Below are 22,246 nucleotides of genomic sequence, written 5' to 3' on the forward strand. Positions count from 1 at the left end.
GAAATCTTTATTAACATACTTTATACTTAAAACAAAATGACAGAATAGAGGTTATTGTAGTGAGGAAGTTATGGATTTGGGTCATATGTATTATAGTTATTGTTATTATAGCGGCAGTTATTACTATAAAGATGTTTACTCAAAATCAATCTGCGATGGAAAAGTCTGGACACTCAAATTTTGTTAATAGTCAAATACCAACACTGTTTCTACATGGCTACGGTGGAAGTGCGGATTCAGAAAAATTTATGGTTAAGCAAGCTAAACAAAATGGTGTTACGAAAGATGTGATTACAGCGATTGTATCTAAAAATGGAGATGTTGAATTACAAGGCAAACTTAAAACAGATACAACAAATCCTATCATACAAATTGAGCTAGCAAATAATAAGCAAGGTGATCTTGATGAAAATGCAAAATGGTTTAAAAATGTATTAACGAAATTGCAAAGTGAATACGACATTAAAAAGTTTAATTTTGTAGGTCATTCTATGGGTAATTTATCATTTGCTCAATACATGCTGACGTATGGGAATGATTCATCGTTACCTCAATTGAATAAGCAAGTGAATATTGCTGGGACATATAATGGTGTATTAAATATGAATGAAAAGGTGAACGAAATTAGTGTGGATGCTAATGGTAAACCAAGCCGTATGAATCCCCCTTATCAAGAACTACAACAACTTGAAGATGTATATAATGGTAAAAATATCGACGTTTTAAATATATTTGGTGATTTGAAAGATGGTACTCATTCTGATGGGCGTGTATCTAATAGTTCATCAAAATCATTAAAATATTTACTTGGTGATAGTCCAGAAAGCTATAAAGAGTCTAAGTACGAGGGTAAATCAGCTCAACACAGCCAGTTACACGAAAATAAAGAACTTGCTAAAGAATTTATCGAATTTTTGTGGGAGAAACAAGATGATTAAGTTAACAGATTTTATAAAGACGCCAGATATTTATAAAACAAAAATTAATAGTGAATATATGAAACAATTATATTAGTAAAATTGTTGGAAAATGATTATTGAAGTAACATAAATTTTTGATTATTTATTGAAAATAGCAGTCTAATATAATTCTTATTATGTTAGTATGTTTATATGAAATAAAATTAAATGAATAGGGGACTATGTAATGAATTTAGACGAAAAATCTTATATTGAACAACAAGTTACTAATCGTTCGAAATCAGCTGGAATAGCTTATCTTCTATGGTTTTTCCTAGGTAGTTTTGGAGCTCACAGGTTTTATTTTGGAAAAACAGGATCTGCTATAGGTTTAATCGCGTTAACGTTATTAGTTTCTTGGTGGACTTTTGGGATTCCAACTTTTATCTGGGTTATTATAGATGCGTTTCTTATACCAAGTTGGAAACATAAAAATCAACAAGTTATAAGAGAACAAGCCACTGCTGAAGTGAAATTTATGAAAAATAAGTAAGTAAAATTTAAAATCATTACAAAGTGAAGAAGTTATATTCAATAGATTTCTTCACTTTTTGTTTGAATAAAAACAAATTAAATTTGGAGTCTATTTACTGCTATCTATAAAGTTTCTCGTGAAACATATGAATAACACAAGCATACCTCTATCAATAAACTTCTATTAAGATATATTTGAATCCCACTACTCTACTAGATATCACTTATCATTGGGCTTAGTCTGCTTAATTAATGTTTAGTTCTTTAGCGTAAAAGTTAGAGATAGATAATGTGAAAAATAAAGCGATTTTTGTTTCTTAAATGTTTGATTATATAAAATTAAAACCATTCTCTCTGTTTGTTAATTACAAGAGTGAATGGTTTTATTATTATAGTATTTACAGTAGAGGTTAGACTTAGGGTTGTGTGAGGTTACCGTGAGGGTTGTCTTGAGTGAGATCCTTCAGAATAGCATCTTGTTAGTTTTATGTGCGTATAGTGGAACGACGGTTTCACGTCACTTTGCTATATAGCATACTTACAACTTGTCAGTCAGAGAGTTAATTTGAGAATAGTGCTTTATCTTCAGGTTGATTCTCTAAATATATTATTTTTCCTTCATCATCTAATCTTGCAATATCTATACCTTCTTGCGTATAAACACCTGTCTCAAATCTATTTCCACATATAGCCCAATGTGTTTTGAAAGTGCCATCTTCTTGTTCTACCCAACCATTATGCATGTGTTTTAAATCTTTATTTGTTTGGTACACAGCTTTAACAAATTGTTTCCATGCGTCTTTGCCTTTGAAAGATTTTTGGTTTAACACAAATTCAATATCATCGTTAAATAAATCATTTAACTTATCAAAGCTTTCGTCACTATATCTAGCTTCATCGAACAAGATAAAATATGCATCTAATGTTTTCATATCTATACCCTCTTTATAAGTTGATTTGTACATACTAATTTCAATTAGCAAGCATCTTACTAAAATATTATTTTAAATATAATTAGAGTTGTCGTATAGATATTTGCTTAGTAATATTTAATTTTCCCTTCATCTTTTGCAATAAGCACTTAGCCATAAATAGAGTTAGCAATGATAAAAGTGATAGTTGATAATATCGTAGATACAATGATGACACCGATTAAAGGCTTAAACGCTCGATCTTGTAAATCTTTAAATGATACATTTAACCCCAATGCCACCATTGCCATCAATAAGCAAATTGTTGTCAATGGCTCAATTATCTGCATTATAAATTGAGGTATAGGTACATAAGTATGAAATATCGCCATTAATACAAATCCAATTAAAAAATAAGGCATTTCGATACGTTGGTTAGTATTTCTAGCCTGTGATTTCATGTTCATTACCAATATAAGTACAATACTTAAAGGTATGAGCAAGAATACGCGGCCTAATTTGCCTAATAAGCCAATTCGTAAAGCTGTGTCACCCGAGAAATCTGCTGCAAGAATAACATGGGCAATTTCATGTAGGCTCACACCAGACCAAACGCCATAAACCTCTGGTGATATTGTGAATAGGGTATATATTACTGTATAAGCTAGCGAAAAAAGAGTACCAATTAATGCGATGATACCTATACTGATGGCTGTGTCTTTTTCTCGTGATTTTAAAATTGGAGATACAGCAGCAATCGCAGCTGCTCCACAGACGCCAGTACCAATACCTAGCAATAATGTGATAGCTTTATCTCCTTTAATATAATGATTGAGTAATAACATTAATCCAATACTTACAATGATGACACCACCATCGATAAGTAGTAATGTACTACCTTCTCCTATAACATCAAAAATATTAAGCTTTAAACCATACAATATAATAGCGAATTTTAATAGTCGTTTAGATGCGAAAGTAATGCCTGGACGATAGCTTTCAGGATAACCTTTAAAATGTCTAAATAGTATTGCGATGACAATTGCAATTGTCAAAGCACCGACCTTGTCTAATAGTGGCAGTTTTGAACTAATTAAGCTTATTGCAGCAATGATAAACGTAAATAATATACCAAAAATAAAGGGTTTATTGTTAAATGTAGTCATGTACCGTCTCCTCCTTGTACCAAAAGTGTAGCACCACAAATTTATAACGTTAAATAAATATTTGGTATATAGTTCATAACAAATTCGTTATAATAAAGGTAAAATAATGAAAGGTGATAAGACATGGACCCACTAAAAGTGTTAACTGAAGTTGTAAAAGCGCAAAGTTTTACAAAAGCTGCAGAAAATTTGTATACATCGCAACCATCCATAAGTAGAGATATTAAGAGACTTGAAAATGACTATAACGTAAAAGTATTTGAGTTTAAACACTCAAAAATGACATTAACAAGTGATGGAGAGAAACTATACCAATATGCGTTGCAAAGAAATTATTTAGAACAAGCACTACGACAAGATTTAAAAATGCAAAACAATGCAGTCGCTGGAGATTTAAAACTAGGAAGCAGTTTTACATTTGGTGAATATCGTTTGTCACGACAACTTACTAAATTAGCCCAAATGTATCCAGAATTACATATTCATGTACATTTGGATAATTCAGAAACGATTGTTGAGCAAATTAAAAATAATATCGTTGATGTTGGTATCGTAGAAAAAAAGATACAGAACAATGCGATTATAAGTACACCAATCGCCCAAGATGAAATTGTATTAATTAAAAAGAAATCTAGCTCGTCTAATTTAGAGACATGCTTTATTCGAGAACAAGGTTCTGGAACTCGTGTATATCAAGAAAATGGTTTGAATCAGTTATCATTAAATCCTTATTTAGTAGTCATTAATAATACAAGTTTAATAAAGAGTATGGTTCATGCAGGAAATGGTTTTTCCATTGTATCGAAATCCACATTAACATCTGAAGATTTGGAACAACTTGAAGTTATTAATTTAGATATTGAAAGGTTCTTCTATTTAATTTTACATAAAGATAAGTATATTGATGAAAAAATGAAACGAGTTATATCCGTATTAAAACAAAATATGGAATAAGACATACGGTGTATTTTTAAACTAGGAGTAAAGAAGTGGAGTAGAAGTTATTGTCACTAATTATAAAATAGCAATTAGCATAGGTCAGAAACCCAATGGAAGTCATTGATTTCGTGGACCTATACTATTGAGTGAGTGCTCATTGCTTGTTATTAATTGAAAAATGGTGCCGATATTCAGAAGCACTAATTTCAAAATGCTTTGTAAAATTTTTAGAAAATAGCAGTGGGTCTTTATAACCAACTTGTCTTGATATATCACTTATAAGTGTACTCGTTTGTATTAATAATTGTGAAGCGTGATACATCCTTATATAGGTTAAATATTCCTTAGGGGAACAACCTAAATTCTTTTTGAATAATTTATATAAATGACTACGTGTAATATTTACGCTTTTAGCAACATCTTCAACAGTTATATGCTTTTGATAATTTGTATTGATAAAATCAACGGCATGCTGTATATCTTCATTCACAATATCAACTTGAACAGAAAAATTTTTAGGGAACTTGTCTTGTAATGTATAAACTAATTGATACAAATATTGCATAATTAGAATGTCATTGGAATTGTTTGACTCAATACTCTGAGAGAGTTTACAAATGAGTTGAATTATATTTTTAATATCTGTCGTATCTTGGCCTAATATGACATGACTATCAACAATACTACATCGAGACAAATAATTTAATATTTGTTTGCCATTCATGCCTACCCAATAATAAGTCCAAGGATTTGAAAATGAAGGCTTATATTCTACTTCCATCCCACGTTCAAGCAAAAAAATATCTCCAGCAGTTAGATGATAAGTTTCACCAGCATAACTAAAAGTACCTTCTCCTTGAGTTACGATATGTAATACGGATTTTTGAAAAACAGTATAATTATAACCTACATTCGGTACGCCTATTTCAATACCGCATTCGGCTAAATTTGCATCGATCAATTTTTTTTGAAATTTCTTCCATAATACCTGCATGTTATCCCTCTTAATTAAAAAACATATTTGAACTTATATTTATATTAATTGAAAATGAAACATTTTGCCATATATCGTCATCATTATGCTATTCATAACTAGAACTTACTACTGATAGAATAAAATCAATATATGTAAGCGTTTTAATAAGAACTAACTTAGAGGTGAATGTAATGAATAGACATTTAACAGGAAAACAAAAATTTGCATTTGGATTCGGTGCCATCGGTAAGGATGCCATATTTAATATCGTTAGTGTATTTCTAATGTTTTATATAACAGACATAGTAGGGCTATCTCCTGCATTTGTTGGAGTTATGTTATTTGTTGCACGTATATGGGATGCAATTAACGATCCAATTATGGGAATGATTGTTGATAATACAAGAAATAACTTTGGTAAATTTAAGACATGGCTTGTTATAGGTACATTAATTAATGCTGTAGTAACAGTATTATTGTTTACTAATTTTGATTTACCACAAACAGCAATGTACATTTATATATCGATTATTTATATTTCCTGGGGAATGACATATACGATGATGGATATACCATATTGGTCATGGCTTCCTAACTTAACTCATGATCCAAGAGAACGTGAAGAATTATCAGTTATTCCAAGATTTTTCGCTAGTTTAGCTGCATTTACTGTCGGCACATTTGGTTTATTCTTTATACATAAACTTGGTGATATTTTCGGCGGAGGTAGTGATTCTACTGGTATTTTTATATTCGCAATAATTTGTAGTTTGATTTTTATATTTACTATTGGTGTAACGGTCTTTAAAGTACCGGAGGACCAAGAAATGGAAAAACTAATAGGTATTAAAGTTAAATTTAAAGATATCGGTCGTATTTTATTTAAAAACAAAGAATTATTAGCAATTATGGGAGTACTTCTAACTTTTAACTTATGTTTACAAACATTAAATGGCTCTATTATTTATTACTTTAAATATGTAGTTAACGCAGAACATTTATTTGCAATTTTTAATTCTATGATTTTATGCGAAATGGTTGGTTTACTATTATTACCACGCTTTATTAAATGGGTAGGTAGAACCGCTGCATTTAATACTTCTATAATATGCATTATCTCTGGATTGTTAATTATTTTGATATCTGGCTATATTGCGCCACATAGTATGACTTTAATTATTATAGGAGCGGGGATATTACGAATTGGTTCAGGCTTTATGGTCGGCATCACAACTGTTTCATTAGCAGATGTTATTGATTACGGAGAAGTTAAATTCGGTCAGCGTAATGAAAGTATTATTACATCAACAAATACCTTCTTAACAAAGACTTCTCAAGCAGTAGCAGCATTAATCGTCGGCTTAGGTTTATCTATTTTAGGTTATACGCCAAATGAAGCACAATCAGCTATAACAATTAACGGGTTAAGAATAATGATCTTAGTTTCACCACTTGTATTCATTTGTTTAGCCGCATTTTTATATCACAAAGCCTTTAATTTAAAAGGTGACTTTTTAACGGATATTGAAAAGACATTACAGTATAAACGCCAAAGAGAATTTAGAGAAAGAATTAAATAAAGGGGTTGTTATCTATGTTAAAGCAACAGTTTCACGAAAATTTAGAGGTTCAACATGTTAATTTATTGCCAAGACGTGCATTTTATATACCATATCAACAAGGGGAAGCGGATTACCATTTTGAAACAAGGTATAATACTCGTAATGCGACATTGTTAAATGGAGAATGGTATTTTCAATACTTTGAGTCACTCGAAGCATATCTAAATCATTCAAATAAACAAGAAAGCAAAACACTAACGGTCCCATCAGTTTGGAATTTATATGGCTATGATCAAATACAATATTTAAATACCCAGTATCCAATACCTTTTAATCCACCATATGTACCTAAAGATAATCCATGTGGATACTACACGCGAAAATTCACTATCGATGAGTATGATCAACAATACGATTATCATTTGAACTTTGAAGGTGTAGATAGTGCGTTTTATGTATGGATTAATAATGAATTTATAGGTTATAGTCAAATTTCACATGCTATTTCTGAATTTGATATTTCCAATTTTGTACAACAAGGTGAGAATAATATCGAAGTACTTGTACTTAAATATTCTGATGGTACCTATCTTGAAGATCAGGACATGTTTCGACACTCTGGCATTTTTAGAGACGTTTATATCTTGAAACGTGCAACTGAACGTGTTGATGATTTTAAAGTAGAAACAAATCTAAGTGACGATTTAAATGCAGCACAGATAGATGTAAAAATTGAACGAGCACACAATCTGAAATCAGTAGAATTTCAATTATATAATCCTAAGGGTGAAGAGGTAGCAAGCATATCTGGAGTGAATGAATATCAATTTGATGTCCATAATCCTCATTTATGGTCTACAGAAAACCCTATTTTATACACACTATACATTTTGACGGATCAAGAAGTGATTACACAAAAAGTTGGAATACGTGAAGTGGCTATTCAAAATAATCAATTTTATATTAATGGTCAATCCATCAAACTACGTGGTACAAATTACCATGATAGCCATCCAGAAACTGGTTACGTTATGACGGAATCCCATTTTAAAAAAGACTTAGAATTAATGAAACAAGGGAACTTTAACGCCATTCGTACGGCACATTACCCAAAATCTCCATTATTTTACGAAATGACAGACCAATATGGCTTTTACGTAATGAGCGAGGCTGATATTGAGACGCATGGTGTTGTTAGATTATATGGGGAAGACAATAATAAAGATTTTAATATTTTAGCTGACGACAGTAAATTTGAAACGGCTATTATAGAGCGCATTGAAGCTTCTATTATGCCACTGAAAAATTATAGCTCTATCGTATCTTGGTCATTAGGGAATGAATCAGGATTTGGTAAAAATATGGTCAAAGGTGCAGCACGTGCAAAATCACTAGACAATACAAGACCAATTCATTACGAAGGTACATTGTATCGAGACAAGCAACAACACTATGATTTATCTAATATAGATATGATTAGTAGAATGTATCCTTCTCCTGAAGAAATTGAGGAGACTTATTTGAGTAACCCAGATTTGGATAAACCGTTCATCTTATGTGAATATGCTCATGCAATGGGTAATTCTCCTGGAGATTTACACGCTTACCAAACGCTAGTTGAGCAATACGATAGCTTTATCGGAGGATTTGTTTGGGAATGGTGCGATCACGCCATTCAAACTGGCATGAAAGACGGTAATCCTATTTTCATGTATGGAGGAGATTTTGGAGAAAAACTACATGACGGAAATTTTTGTGTCGATGGAATTGTATTTCCAAATAGGGTGCCCCATGAAGGTTATTATGAATTCAAACAAGAGCATAGACCATTAAAGCTTGTGTCACAAGAAGAATTTAAAATCGTGCTACGTAACCAATTGGATTTTATACCTGCAGAGAAATATATGTTTGTAGAGGCTACAGTGACAAATTTGAATGGGGAAAAAACGATAAGTGAAATACCTCTGTCAAACTTCTTGCCACACACTGCCCAAACAATTGATTTGAGCGATTATATTAATATACAACATATCAGTGATGTTATATTACGATATAAATTAAAATATGACGATATATTTCGTCATGAAAATTTTGAATTAGGACATGATCAAATCGTATATCAACGTCGAACATTGAAAGAACAGAATGAGCAATCTGATGAAACTGAAATTCTAGTAACTGAAACTGATAAATTAATCAAAGTTTCAGTAGGTAAAAGTGAAACGTACGTTTTTAATAAAGATAATGCAAGCCTTGAGTCAGTTCTCAAGCATAATCATATAGTAATTAACCAAAACACAACAAATAACATTTGGAGAGCTCCGACTGATAATGATACGAATATAAAAGATGATTGGGCTTATTCTGGTTATAAAGATATCACTACACGCGTGCACGATTATCAAATTGTAGAAAATGAGACAGAGGTCAGTCTTATTTTTAATATAGCGATGGTCAATGACGCAGTGCCTCCCGTACTATTTGGGACAGTAACTTGGCATGTTCAACGTAATGGCACACTTAATGTAACTTATGATTTAGAAAGAGATATGAAGGGACCTTATTTACCACGATTTGGTTTAGGTTTGACCTTACCTAAAGCATTTGAACAAGTGAAATATTATGGCAAAGGTCCTTTCAGTAGTTATCAAGACAAAGGCGTAGCCAATTATTTAGATGATTTTGGAACGACTGTTACAGACAATGGTGAAGTCCATATTAGACCCCAAGAGACAGGAAGTCATAATGAAACTACATTTGTTGAAATTAGTGATGGATGTAACAAGGTCATCGTGACAAGTGACAATACATTTAGTTTTAATACAACGCATTATTCATTAAAACAGCTGACAGAGACAACTCATAAAGATGCACTAGAACCTGAAGATCAAACCTATTTATATATCGATTATGCACAAAGTGGAATAGGTTCAAATAGTTGTGGTCCAGAATTAAATGAGGCATATCGATTAAACAATCGACACATCGAGTTTAGCTTTAATCTGAAATTTGTCTAAGTAACTTTTAAATTATATAAATAATAACTGCCCTAATTAACTAATGATAGTCAACTAGGGCAGTTTTCTATTATTCAATTTTTACTAAGTTGTATTGATTCTTGTTGCATTTCTCATTACTCCTTCCAAATACATAAATTCACCATTATAATAGCCTGAAATTTAATGAAATACTTCGTTAAAAATGCCAAAAACAGACAGTTATTTTGATGAAAATGCTGAGACTAAAAGAAGGATAAAAATAATAATTAACAACTTATATTATATAGCTTTAGAAGAAGTATTAATGTGTATATAAATTTTAAGTTGATATATTTATAACTAAATTGTTTTATTATTTTAAACTTTTCTCCGAAGAATAAAAGACTCTAATACAAATTATAAAATATAGATAATTTTTGTTATAATTATAACATGCTAAATAAATTTAATAATAAAAAACGTGTAATTATAGTATTTGTCTTTTAAAATAGAATAGATAAGGCATACATGAGCAATTTAAATGAGCATCAAGATCTATTAAATTACATATCAAGAAATGGACAACATCTAATTGCAATATAGGAGGAATAAAATTGACAACATCTAACAAACTTATATTCAATCGTACATACATGCTCATGTTAGCAGCTGGTATTTTTGCCATGATTGGATTTAGTACAATTTTAACAACGATTACATGGTATGCTGTTAAAGAATTACAATCGTCGATGGCATTAGGTTACATATTAGTATCGGCTACGGTGCCTAGACTACTGATGATGACATTTAGTGGTATGGTGGCTGACAAATTTAAGAAAACAACGATTATGTATTATTCAAATATTGCAGAAGCTGCCGTTATGGTGATCCTCTATTTTCTTATTATTAATAATCAACTTTCATTAATTCCTTTAATGATTTTAGCTGCTTTATTTGGTATGTTGGATGCATTTTTTGGTCCTGCATGTACATCGTTGATCCCTAAAGTAGTTAAACAAGCACAACTTCAAAGAGCCAATTCTCTTTTCCAAGGTGGTACTCAAATATCATTTATACTTGGACCAATTGTTGCAGGTATGATTATGGAAAGTTTTTCAATCGCAACAAGTTTCTACGTTGCTCTAATCTTTGTATTTTTATCAGCAATATTCGTTTTTCCTTCCTTTATTAAAGAAACGGAAGTACCAGAACGTTCTAATGAAACGCCGATTAAAGATATTATTGAAGGGTTCCGTTACGTAAAATCATCCCGTTTTTTAATTACAGGAATTATTATTCTTGTTACTGCTAACTTTTTTGGTTTGGGAGCTTTAAGTGTAGGTATTCCTATATTAGTAGAAGCTTCTGGAGGTACACCTATCAATTTAACTTACTTACAATCGAGCTTAGGTGTAGGTATGCTATCTGGAACAGTATTACTTAGTATCGTCACTTTAACTAAAGTTAGAGGGAAAATAACATTATTTACATTATTAGCTATGCTTTTAATATTCTTGGCATTTACACAAGTGACAGGTTTAATTTGGCAAATAGTATTATTATTCTTAATAGGATTTACGTATACAATAGTTTATATTCCATTTATTACAATGGCTCAAGAATTTTCAGACGAAAAGGTGACAGGCAGAGTGATGAGCTTAATATTCCTTGCAATGACTGGTTTCGATCCAATTTCATATGTTGTTATTTCTGGATTAAATACAATGGATATTTCAATTTTTAATGTTTTAGCAATTTCAGCCATAGCCAGTATCGTTGTTTGGTTGTTTATTCTAATGAATTCTAAAGTATATAGAACAATTGATTAATAAAGAACGGATTATTATAAAATTTCATATATAAGCGAGATCCTCTCACTAATTGCAATAGTGGGAGTTTTTTTGTGGAGAGAATATTGTGGGAGTAATTGATTTATTGAAAAAATGATTATTAAAAGAAGATTAATATGTATTTGATGAAGATAATAGAAAATTTTAATTCGTATAGATTTCATTTAACAAAAATTAATTTATTAGTTATAATACATTTTCGCTTTATTTATGTATAAATTTATACTATATTGAATATTGTGTGTATTTTGAGGTGTATAAATACACAATTGAATGTAACGTAAAATTTTAAAGAAGACTGACGAGTAGACGAGTACTTTTTAAAATTAGAGGAGGAAAAGTAATAAGAACATTGACTTCTTAATTGATGTACTGCGAAATGTTAAAACAAATGACTTAATAATAGAAAAGTAACTATGGCATATATGATTTAAATAGTGAAAATATAAATAATAACGAACAACAGACAAGGAGCTTGATTATGCTTAAATCTACGATTGAAAATGTAGAAAATGAAAAATATAAATTACAACCAATGAACACACATTACTTGAAAAGAATAGAAAAAACAAATCTAGAAGAGGTTTACTTTTGTATTGAGAAAAGTGATGTTGTATCAATAGAAGCTTTAGAAGCACATATACAGAAGTCTAAAAAAGCAATCGCATTGATTGGTGAAGACAATGTGAGAACGACACTTCAGGATTGTGGCAATGGTTTATATCAAGCCACAATAATTTATTTTGAAAAATCACTCGATTCGCTTATGGATGCAACAAAAGATTTAACGCTTTTAGAAACACAAGAAGCGAGTAAATATATGCTAGTAAATTAAAATAATAGCACTTTCGCATGATTTCATTTTAAAAGGTGAAATAAGCGGAAGTGTTTTTTATAGTGGATATAGAAGGGCTAAACCTATGGCTCTAATTTATAAGTAATGAAACAAATTAGTATTGTGATATGATGAAAAACTTTTGGGTATGTAAGGTCGTATGATATTAATTTTATTGTACACATAAATTTCATTATCTTATACTTATCTTGAAAATATTTTGGATATACAAAATTCGTCAAACCACTTTAGGAGGTTTTTTATTGAAAAATGCAACGGAGTTAGCACAAATATTAAAATCCTTAGATGGACAGAAATATGGTGCTTATAAACGACTAAAAGGAACATATCAGTTCAAACAGTTTCAACTTGCGATAGACCATATACAAGTAGACCCGTATGCCCCTCCATCCAAAATGAGGGTAGTTATGAACAGAGATATAGCAAATATCCCTAACAATTTATTAGATACTAAAGATAAAGTCATCGCTGTAGCAGACTTTTTAGCGCGAACTTTTAATGAAAGTATAAGTTCATTGAAGCAAAATAACCAAAATGGTAAAGCTGCATCAAACATTGCTATAGATCAATGTGGTCAAGAAATTTTAGAACGTACAGCGGTAGTAATCAATAAACAGGACATCGAAGTAAGACTTGAAATTAGTTTACCTGCGGCAGGAAGAAAAATTTTAGGGAAAGCTGCGGCAAGTACATTAATAGAAATACTGCCCGACATCGTAAATGAATCATTGCTCTATAAAAATATAGATCATACAAAATTAGATACACAGGTTACGTTAATGCTAGATCAAGCTTACATTCGTGAGGAACTTGAACGTAGAGATCTTGTTGCATTTATTGCAAATGGTTCGATATTACCACGCAAAAGTGGTGTGTCAGATAAGCATTTACCTAATGCAGTTGCCTTTACAAGTCCTGAAAATGTAGAAGTACAAATGGCTGTGCCAAGTGGAAAGACAGTCACTGGCATGGGGCTATCTAAAGGTATTACCTTAATTGTTGGTGGAGGCTTTCACGGTAAATCGACTGTGCTTGAAGCGCTTGAGCATGGTATCTATAATCATATTGACGGAGATGGTAGAGAATACGTTATTACATGTCATGATGCCATGAAGATTAGAGCTGAAGATGGTCGCCATATTGAGAAGGTAAATATTAGCCCATTTATAAATAATTTACCGGGAAATAAAGGTACGCAACAATTTTCTACTGAAAACGCCAGTGGTAGTACATCCCAAGCAACGAATGTTATGGAAGCATTGGAAGCAGGTACATCATTATTATTGATTGATGAAGATACTTCAGCTACAAATTTTATGATTAGGGATAGCCGTATGCAACGATTGATTGCCCCGGAAAAAGAACCTATCACACCATTTGCGAGTAAGGTAGAACCACTGTATAAAGATTATAATGTTTCGACTATTTTAATTGTAGGTGGCTCAGGTGATTATTTTGAGGTTGCTGATCAAGTATTAATGATGGATGAATATGTCTTGAAAGATGTTACTGAAAATGCAAAAGCGATTGCTGAAACACCGGTTAATACGACAAATGCTACAAATAATAGTGATTTTGGCAATCTACCTGCTAGAGTACCGCTAAAATCGAGTTTTACTAAAAAAGGGAAAGACAACCGTTTTAAAGTTAAGGGACGCTATTCCATTTTGTATGGCAAAGAGCTTATCGATATTTCCGGTTTGGAACAATTAGTGGATACAAGTCAAACCCAATGTTTAGCAGCAATGATAAATTATTATCAAAGTCATTTGTTAAATGAACAAGATACGTTATCTCAAGCAGCAGATAAATTATACGCAATTATTCAAGAACAAGGGTTAGATGTAATATCATCATTTAATGGGCATCCAGGTAACTTAGCACTGCCAAGAAAACAAGAGTTTTGTGCAGCACTTAATCGTTACCGTGGACTAAAAGTGAAAAATGATTAATTATAAAAAGGGTTGTCATTGTTAACTATCACGATGGCAACCCTTTAAAATTATAATAACTAAGGTAATAATACGCGCATCACATCAATAAATATAACGCTAACTATGTATTTTTATTTAAATTAAAAGGTTCAAAAATTAAAGATTCGAAAATATTATAATTAACATAAATAATTATGATAGATTTAAGGTGAGTTATATTAATAGTTTTACATAGAGGTGATATTATAAATGACAAATATTTTTGTGAAGTTTAGGGAATCGATAGTGAACAGTAATCAGTTAAAAATTGAACGGCAGTTATACTTTACAGCAAACACCAAACAAGACTTGAAAATGTATTTGATTTCTAGGGATGTAAAACGTGAATATTCTTATATCTCTGAATCAACAAATTGATTTTGGAAGGTTGCAATTATGAAAATAAATATTCTTCTTATTTTGTTATGCTTAATTATTAACTTTTCGTATTCAATATATATTTTTAGGACAAAGAATATTAACATTATTGCCTCAATTGAAGCAGATAAGGTCCCAAAACATAAAGTTAATCGTTTAGTTAAACTTTTTATTTGTTGCCTGACTTGTGCCACATTTATTATTATATGCTCAATACTTGTAATTGAGCAAAATTTAATATTATCGATGTGCTTGGTTTTTATGAGTTTTATAGTACTTAGTATTATTTATATATATTATTTAATGATTAAAAAGTAATAATAGTTGAAAATAAGAGAATCACTTAATCATTTTACGCATCTTATAAACTTTCGCATGATTAACCCCAGATTGCCCGATAACTTCGTATCCTTGTTGAGTATATAAACGTTGCGCTGTAGTATTTTCAACTGCAAGTTTTTGAATTTTTGCAATTTGCCACACAGTAGTAAATGTTTGTTGCTGAAGCTCACTGTAAGGCAAGCAAGATATAGCGCCTGCTGGATTCCCATTAATCATAGCAATCATTGTATTTTGATAATTAAAACGCTTGCTAGGTTGTCTCCATAATTTCTGCATATTACGAATTAATACTTGCTTGTTTGCTGTATAGAATAAAACTTTTGCCATATCATTTATAGCTAGTAAGTGGAAGTACGCTCCTTTTTATAATTGTGGATAAGCTGGAACGATTTTTAAATTTTGCCTTCTTCATCCTCCTTAAAAAAGTTTCCCCTCAACTATACTCATCTTCATAAGTAAAAAATTTAACATCATTTAAAATGTCTATTACTTACTTGAGAAAAGCATATGCGCTAATTAGACAAGGGGTCAGTCATCGGGTTGTGTGAAGGCACTGTTCTGACACCTATAAAACAACGCTATATCAAACATATAGATAAGTGTTTTGTACCATCATAAATATCGATTAATGAATAATGTTTTTAAAAAGACGTTTACAATACAAAGAGCATTAGTTAAACTTGGAATGTAAATGAATTAAATAGTGCAATATACATAATAGTTAAGGAGCTTATGCTAAATGAAGGGGAAATGGATTATACCGACTGTTTTAACTAGTGCATTGTTAATCACTGGGTGTTCAAACAATGATACGAAAAATGGAGACAATCAAGCAAATAAAGAAAGTAAAGGTAATCATGCTACTAAAAGTAGTGATGATGTGAAATATCCAAAAGATGGAGTAAGAGGTATTTATGTAAGTGCCGATGCGACAAACGGGGAAAAATTTGAAGAACTCACAAAGTTTATCGATGAAAGTGATTTAAATGCAATGGTTATTGATGTTAAAGATGATTCAGGGAACGTTACTATAAACTTTAACACTGGTAATAAAGAAATCGATAAACATACATTAGATATTGTGGATGCCAAGCCGTTACTTAATAAAATGAAAGAGAAAGATATTTACCCTATTGCAAGAATCGTTACTTTTAAAGATAAAAATTTAGCAGAAAGTCATCCTGAATGGTCGTTCAAACAAGCAGATGGTTCAGTTTGGGAAAGTGATGGTGGCGATAAATTTGTCAATCCTTTCGTTAAAGAGGTATGGGATTATAATATTAATGTGTCTAAAGAAGCTGCAAAAGCAGGTTTTAGAGATATTCAATATGACTATGTAAGATTCCCGGAAGCATTTGAAAATGTAGAAAGTAGTTTAACGTATGATAAAGGGAAATATAAAAACAGTAAATTAAGTGATGTTGATCAACGAGTAGACACAATTTCACAATTTTTAAAAACTGCTCGTAAAGAATTAAAACCATACGGTGCCGAGGTATCAGCTGATGTATTTGGTTATGCTGCTATGGTTGAAGAAGCACCCGGTATTGGTCAAAGTTTCCCTAAAATAGCAGAAAATACAGATGCTATCTCATCTATGATTTATCCGTCACATTGGAGTCCAGGTGACTTTGGATTAGAAGCGCCAGATAAGGAACCTTATGAAGCAATTGATCATTATTTAGATAAAGAAACAGCTGTGTTAAATAAATTAGGTGATAAGAAACCGAAGTCTCGTCCATGGCTACAAGACTTTACAGCACGATATTTAGGTGAAGGTAAATATATGGAATACGATAGTAAAGCTGTAGAGGCCCAAGTACAAGCGCTTAAAGATCATGGCATAAATGAGTATCTATTGTGGAACGCGGGCAACGATTATTCTAAAGGCGTAGACTATACTCCTGAAGCAAATAAAGAAAAACTAGACCAAAATAAAGCAGAGTTAAAGAAAGATAACAAAGACGGAAAAAGTGACAAAGATAAAGATAACAAGTGAACTAGCAAAGTGAAAATATTACTTATACAATCATGTCACTTTAAATTAAATATGTATTAATAAAAAGAAGCAGCACGTTGAAATCAAATTGAACATTTTGATTTCAACGTGCTACTCTACTTTCTAGCTACTTAATTTTTTGTTTCCAATTAAACAGAAGTACAGGAAGCCAGTAATTATTATGATAACACCCATAATAGCGTACATATTTCCATAACCAGTTAAAGGCGTAACATAACCTAATAAGTATGGAGAGAGACCTAAGCCTGCATCAAAAAATATGAAATAAGTTGATGTGGCAATGCTTATACGAGAAGTTGGTGCAGATTTCACTGCTAAGACTTGTGTTGCTGATTGTAAATTTCCGAAACCTAATCCCATAATTGCGCTGATTAATAGTAATATAAATCCACTTGTAACTTGGCTTAACATAAACATACTAATTGCATAAAAAATGATTGCTGGATATACAACGACGTGGTTTCCTTTATTATCCATGAGTTTACCTGCAACTGGACGCGTTAGTAAAACCACAATGGCGTAAACCACAAAGAATAAACTGGCTACACTTGTTAATTTTAATTGACTCGCATATAAATTTAGATAAGTTAGTACTCCAGAATATGCAAAACTTAATAGTAAAATGATTAAACCAACAGGGATGACTCTCGGCTCAATGATATTTTTAAGAAACGATGTACCTTTTTCTAAATTAACGGAAGCTGTTTTGATTTCCGTAACTTTAGGGGCTTTAACAAAAATACTCATGATTAAAGCGATAAACATTATGGCGAAACAAAAACTAAATAATATAGAAAATGAGATGTAATGAATCATTAATATACCAAGAAATGGACCGAATGCAGTCGCTAATGTCGTACTCATACTATAATAGCTAATACCTTCAGACTTTCGCGATTCTGGGATAATTTGTGTAGCAATTGAACTGATGATTGTTAATGCCATCCCATGAGGAATCCCATGTAATAAACGTATTAATATAAGAAACTGAACGTTAATATTAATAAAATAACTACTGATAATAGCTAAACAAATAATAATGGTGACAAGTAATAAGCGCTTAAGTCCGAACTTATTTATAAAATATCCAGCAAAAAGTCGGCCGATAACACCGCCGATAATAAAAATACCGCTGACAAGTCCTGATTGACTCATTGAAGCTTGGTAATGATTGATTGAAAAAGTTGCAATAGTAACCATAAGTAAGTAAAAGACTAAAGTTAGTAGAAAGTTAATCAATGATACACTGATAAACTGTTTAGTCCAAAGTTTATTGGATTGCATAGTAAAAGCCTCTTTTCTAAAAAGTAAATTTAAAATTTATCAAAATTCGCACAAAAAAGACACTTTGGTAACCAAAGTGTCTTTTTATTATCTTGTTAAAATGTATATCAATACAAGTAAGTACTGATAAAGATTTCACTAATAAAAATTGGTCACTGTCTTTGCACGTATTGAATTAAAAAATGATAGACTACTCCCGACAGTAGGGGTTTTTCATGTCTCAAATAATTTTTTAATCTAATAGGTTTCAAATATACAGCTTCCATAGTTTAGTTGTCCTTTTAATAAAAATTTAATAATTAAATGATACACTCTTCAAATTTAAATAACAATACAATATATGATTAAATTAGAGAACTATTACATAACTCTAATTTACATCTAATGAATGTAATTTTTGAATATCCAAAAATTAAACACAATATAATATTAACAAAACCACATTATCTCTTTAATGTGTTGTATAATATACAATATGTTATTTTTTATATTAATAAAAATCAATGAGGGGTACGTTATTTTATGATTAGAATTTTAGTTCCGTGTTTTAATGAGGCAAGTGTTATTGAAAAAACATATGCTGAATTAACAGAAATCATGCAACAAGATAGCCGCTACAATAATTATAAATACGAATTGCTTTTTGTAGACGATGGAAGCAAGGATAACACTTTAGCTATTATTCAACAATTAGCACAACAAGACGATGCAGTTAAATACATATCATTTTCAAGAAACTTCGGTAAAGAGTCTGCGATGTACGCAGGATTAAAGGCAAGTGTAGACGCGGAAGCTTTAATTATTTTAGATGGTGATTTACAACATCCACCAACACTAATACCACAAATGATTAAATACTTTAAAGAAGGCGAAGATCAAATTGTCGCTAAAAGGGATAGAACAGGTGAAAACATAGCACGTAAACGAGTGTCACAATTGTATTATGCAATTATTAATAAAATGGTTGATGTCACACTAGAAGATGGTGTTGGTGATTTCAGATTATTAAGCCAGCGGGCAGTGAAAGAAATCGTGAATATGGGAGAGTACAATAGATTTTCTAAAGGCTTATTTGCGTGGATTGGTTTTGAACCGAAAGTCATTGAATATCAGAATGTGACTCGAGTAGAAGGGGAGTCTAAATGGTCATTTAGCTCATTGCTAAACTATGGTATCGATGGTTTGATTTCATTTAATAATAAGCCATTGCGTGCCATTATTTATTTAGGGCTTTTCATTTGCGGATTAAGTTTTCTCTATATTTTATTTAATTTTATTTATACGCTAAATTACGGTGTGTCTACACCAGGATATTTCACAACAATCTTCTCCGTTTTGTTTTTAGGTGGGATACAGCTTACGTCATTAGGTGTTATAGGAGAATATATTGGAAGAATTTATTATGAAGTGAAACAACGTCCACTCTATATTGTTCGTCAATCCAATTTGAATGAACAAGAGGTGGAATAAGATGAAATTATTAAGGGTGAATAAGACCTATCTTACAGTAACCGCACTGCTGATTTTTTATATTTTTATGGCTATGCTTACGCCATTAACACATGACGATTGGGATTGGTATAGTAACTATGGTATTCAGATGCTACAAGAACGCTTTGCAAATTTGAATGGGCGTTATTTGGGTAATATGTTAGAAATTATTGCCGTTCGACTTGATTGGTTTAGATGGTTATCTTATGCGATTTTTAGTATTTCGATTATATGGATAATTGGACGTTTTGTTAATGAAGCTAAGATTTTATATTATTATTTGTGTGCATTTATTTTGATGCTGACGATACCTAGTGATATATATAAGCAAACTTATGGTTGGTTTGCTGGGTTTTATAATTATGTTCCAGCAACTTTCTGCGTGCTGTTTATAGTATGGTATATCTCGGAAATTTTGTTTGAACAGAAAAGTTTAGGTCCTATAACTAATATTTTGTTTTATTGTATCTGTTTTGTAGGACAATTTTTTATGGAAAATACAACGTTATTCAATACGATGATTTTAGTTTTAGCGATCGTATTACATGTATTAATTTATAGAAAATTAAATCCTAAATTTATATTAGGTTTAGTTATTTCATCGCTAGGGACGATTTTGATGTTTATGAATCCTAATTATCGCAAAATATTTTTTGAGGGTAGTAGTTATCAAAAAGTGTCTAGTGATACCGGCATCATTGATAAAGTGACAACAACATTAACAACAGTATTACCAGATTGGGTGGTTTTTAATCAAATGACGATAATCTTAATGATTATTGGTGTTGTTATTGCGCTATTATTCAGAAACGCTATGTTATATACACGCTCTAAACTGTTGCAAGTATTTGTTATAACGGGTTTATTGATTTTGCCAATATACTACTTCTTTATTTATGAACAATTTGCGTTACAAAATTTTCATATACTTCTTATTACTAATTTAGTAAATACATTAGTTTGTATATGGTTTTTAAGTGCATTCATTTTAGCAGTTCATATAGTAGTTGAGCCGAAAGAAATTAAATATACGTTATATTTATTGCTGGCTACTATTTTATTAGTGTGTGCACCTTTAGTGATTGTGTCACCGTTAGGACCAAGAAATTTTTATACAGTTTATGCTTTGTTTGTCATTATCCTATTGATATTATTTTCTCAGTTGAACATTACTGGTCAACTATGGAAACAGATTGTGGGTGTTTTAGCAATTGGTTGCGCGACGTTATATTTAGGAACATTTTTCTATATTAATCAAAAAAATGAAACACGAATTACACAGTTAAAAGAAGAGATAAAAGCACATCCTAAAAAAGAATATTATACGATGGAAAAATTACCTTTTGAACATTATTTGCATCACCCGACCCCAACAAGTACAAGGTATCAGTCATTATTTAACCAATATGAAGGTATACCTAAAGATACAAAAATAAAATATGTGCCCTTTGGTACTAAACATAAATAGAATGATTGTATGAAGAATTTATAGCTAGTAAAAGTAAATATAAAAAAGGAGTACACAGAAATCATACTTTGTTAAAATGATTTCATTGTGGCACTCCTTTTTATATTTGTATAACGTTCAGTTATCAAGATGTAAGTTTGATAAGAAATATAGCTTGAGATAAAATAGTCGTACCTATAATTCTTTTTCTAATATAATTGCTTTATAGTCATGAATATCTATGCGAGCGTAGATTTCACGTTTTACACTTTTGATATGCTCTAGTTTAGCTATGTTACTCATCATGTTATTAGGTACATGATTCTCCCAATATTCAAGTTCTGAGAATAATTCGTGCAATGATTTCATAAAATTACCACCTTTTATTTTTTTACAAATAAAATAGCTCTTCTTAGATAAGAAGAGCTTCCGCACATCTTCTCATCTGTCAGCTCGTAAATTAGAACTGTTGGATTTAGCACATCGCTCGTCTGAGCTGTTGCTGGAGTTTTACAGGGCCAAGTCCCTCCACTCACTCTTAATAAGAGAACTATTCTATTTCAAATTATTGTAACGAATGTTCATTGAATTAGCAAATAAATATATTATCGAAATCTGTTAATCATGAGATATACATTTT

Annotated in this window: 18 protein-coding genes and 1 riboswitch; of the genes, 12 read left to right on the plus strand and 6 right to left on the minus strand. The window is 31.1% G+C overall.

Annotated elements, in window-relative coordinates; all coding sequences use genetic code 11:
• Positions 1-131: 131 nt before the first annotated feature.
• Positions 132-938: an alpha/beta hydrolase gene (locus BTM19_RS04765; RefSeq protein ID WP_172606475.1), complete on the plus strand. Its 807-nt coding sequence runs from the start codon at positions 132-134 to the stop codon at positions 936-938.
• Between the two features lie 208 nt (positions 939-1,146).
• Positions 1,147-1,452, plus strand: a complete 306-nt coding sequence (locus tag BTM19_RS04770) for a TM2 domain-containing protein (RefSeq protein WP_029378617.1) — start codon at positions 1,147-1,149, stop codon at positions 1,450-1,452.
• Positions 1,453-1,993: 541 nt separating this feature from the next.
• Here BTM19_RS04770 and BTM19_RS04775 read toward each other — a convergent pair.
• Positions 1,994-2,365 (minus strand): nuclear transport factor 2 family protein, encoded by a 372-nt coding sequence (locus BTM19_RS04775; protein WP_029378616.1) that lies wholly within the window; start codon positions 2,363-2,365, stop codon positions 1,994-1,996.
• A gap of 149 nt (positions 2,366-2,514) precedes the next feature.
• A complete protein-coding gene (locus BTM19_RS04780) occupies positions 2,515-3,510 on the minus strand; it encodes a YeiH family protein (protein WP_099265760.1) in 996 nt (331 codons plus the stop codon).
• Between the two features lie 123 nt (positions 3,511-3,633).
• Here BTM19_RS04780 and BTM19_RS04785 point away from each other — a divergent pair, with 123 nt between their 5' ends.
• Positions 3,634-4,464 (plus strand): LysR family transcriptional regulator, encoded by an 831-nt coding sequence (locus BTM19_RS04785; protein WP_058625619.1) that lies wholly within the window; start codon positions 3,634-3,636, stop codon positions 4,462-4,464.
• Positions 4,465-4,603: 139 nt separating this feature from the next.
• Here the strand turns inward: BTM19_RS04785 and BTM19_RS04790 are convergent, their stop codons facing one another.
• A complete protein-coding gene (locus BTM19_RS04790) occupies positions 4,604-5,443 on the minus strand; it encodes an AraC family transcriptional regulator (RefSeq protein ID WP_099265761.1) in 840 nt (279 codons plus the stop codon).
• Positions 5,444-5,616: 173 nt separating this feature from the next.
• Here BTM19_RS04790 and melB point away from each other — a divergent pair, with 173 nt between their 5' ends.
• The 6 genes from melB (at position 5,617) to BTM19_RS12950 (ending at position 15,022) form a co-directional block, all read left to right on the plus strand.
• A complete protein-coding gene (gene melB / locus BTM19_RS04795; protein ID WP_029378612.1) occupies positions 5,617-7,005 on the plus strand; it encodes a melibiose:sodium transporter MelB in 1,389 nt (462 codons plus the stop codon).
• 14 nt (positions 7,006-7,019) lie between these two features.
• On the plus strand, positions 7,020-10,004 hold the full coding sequence (locus tag BTM19_RS04800) for a glycoside hydrolase family 2 TIM barrel-domain containing protein (RefSeq protein WP_058625618.1): 2,985 nt from the start codon (positions 7,020-7,022) through the stop codon (positions 10,002-10,004).
• A gap of 575 nt (positions 10,005-10,579) precedes the next feature.
• Entirely contained in the window at positions 10,580-11,794 is a 1,215-nt protein-coding gene (locus tag BTM19_RS04805) for an MFS transporter (RefSeq protein WP_029378610.1), read from the plus strand.
• A gap of 502 nt (positions 11,795-12,296) precedes the next feature.
• A complete protein-coding gene (locus tag BTM19_RS04810) occupies positions 12,297-12,650 on the plus strand; it encodes a hypothetical protein (RefSeq protein WP_029378609.1) in 354 nt (117 codons plus the stop codon).
• Between the two features lie 263 nt (positions 12,651-12,913).
• Positions 12,914-14,623 carry an ABC-ATPase domain-containing protein gene (locus BTM19_RS04815; RefSeq protein WP_038679283.1) on the plus strand — a complete coding sequence of 570 codons (1,710 nt, stop codon included), beginning with the start codon at positions 12,914-12,916 and terminating at the stop codon, positions 14,621-14,623.
• A 231-nt stretch (positions 14,624-14,854) separates the two neighbouring features.
• Positions 14,855-15,022 carry a hypothetical protein gene (locus BTM19_RS12950; protein ID WP_156035522.1) on the plus strand — a complete coding sequence of 56 codons (168 nt, stop codon included), beginning with the start codon at positions 14,855-14,857 and terminating at the stop codon, positions 15,020-15,022.
• Positions 15,023-15,361: 339 nt separating this feature from the next.
• Here the strand turns inward: BTM19_RS12950 and BTM19_RS04820 are convergent, their stop codons facing one another.
• Entirely contained in the window at positions 15,362-15,691 is a 330-nt protein-coding gene (locus BTM19_RS04820; RefSeq protein ID WP_029378607.1) for a hypothetical protein, read from the minus strand.
• A gap of 412 nt (positions 15,692-16,103) precedes the next feature.
• Between BTM19_RS04820 and BTM19_RS04825 the strand changes: the two genes are divergently transcribed.
• Positions 16,104-17,363, plus strand: a complete 1,260-nt coding sequence (locus BTM19_RS04825; protein WP_029378606.1) for a putative glycoside hydrolase — start codon at positions 16,104-16,106, stop codon at positions 17,361-17,363.
• 123 nt (positions 17,364-17,486) lie between these two features.
• On the opposite strand, the gene BTM19_RS04830 is transcribed toward BTM19_RS04825, so the two are convergent.
• Positions 17,487-18,668, minus strand: coding sequence for an MFS transporter (locus BTM19_RS04830; protein WP_038679280.1), 1,182 nt, complete (start codon positions 18,666-18,668; stop codon positions 17,487-17,489).
• A 522-nt stretch (positions 18,669-19,190) separates the two neighbouring features.
• Between BTM19_RS04830 and BTM19_RS04835 the strand changes: the two genes are divergently transcribed.
• On the plus strand, positions 19,191-20,138 hold the full coding sequence (locus tag BTM19_RS04835) for a glycosyltransferase family 2 protein (protein WP_029378604.1): 948 nt from the start codon (positions 19,191-19,193) through the stop codon (positions 20,136-20,138).
• A gap of 1 nt (position 20,139) precedes the next feature.
• Positions 20,140-21,627, plus strand: coding sequence for a DUF6056 family protein (locus tag BTM19_RS04840; protein ID WP_029378603.1), 1,488 nt, complete (start codon positions 20,140-20,142; stop codon positions 21,625-21,627).
• 174 nt (positions 21,628-21,801) lie between these two features.
• Here the strand turns inward: BTM19_RS04840 and BTM19_RS13045 are convergent, their stop codons facing one another.
• Positions 21,802-21,975, minus strand: coding sequence for a hypothetical protein (locus BTM19_RS13045; RefSeq protein WP_167330402.1), 174 nt, complete (start codon positions 21,973-21,975; stop codon positions 21,802-21,804).
• Between the two features lie 69 nt (positions 21,976-22,044).
• Positions 22,045-22,154: riboswitch (SAM riboswitch) on the minus strand.
• Positions 22,155-22,246 lie beyond the last annotated feature (92 nt).

Origin of the sequence: Staphylococcus xylosus, from assembly GCF_002732165.1 — a bacterium.
Classification (GTDB): Bacteria; Bacillota; Bacilli; order Staphylococcales; family Staphylococcaceae; genus Staphylococcus; species Staphylococcus xylosus.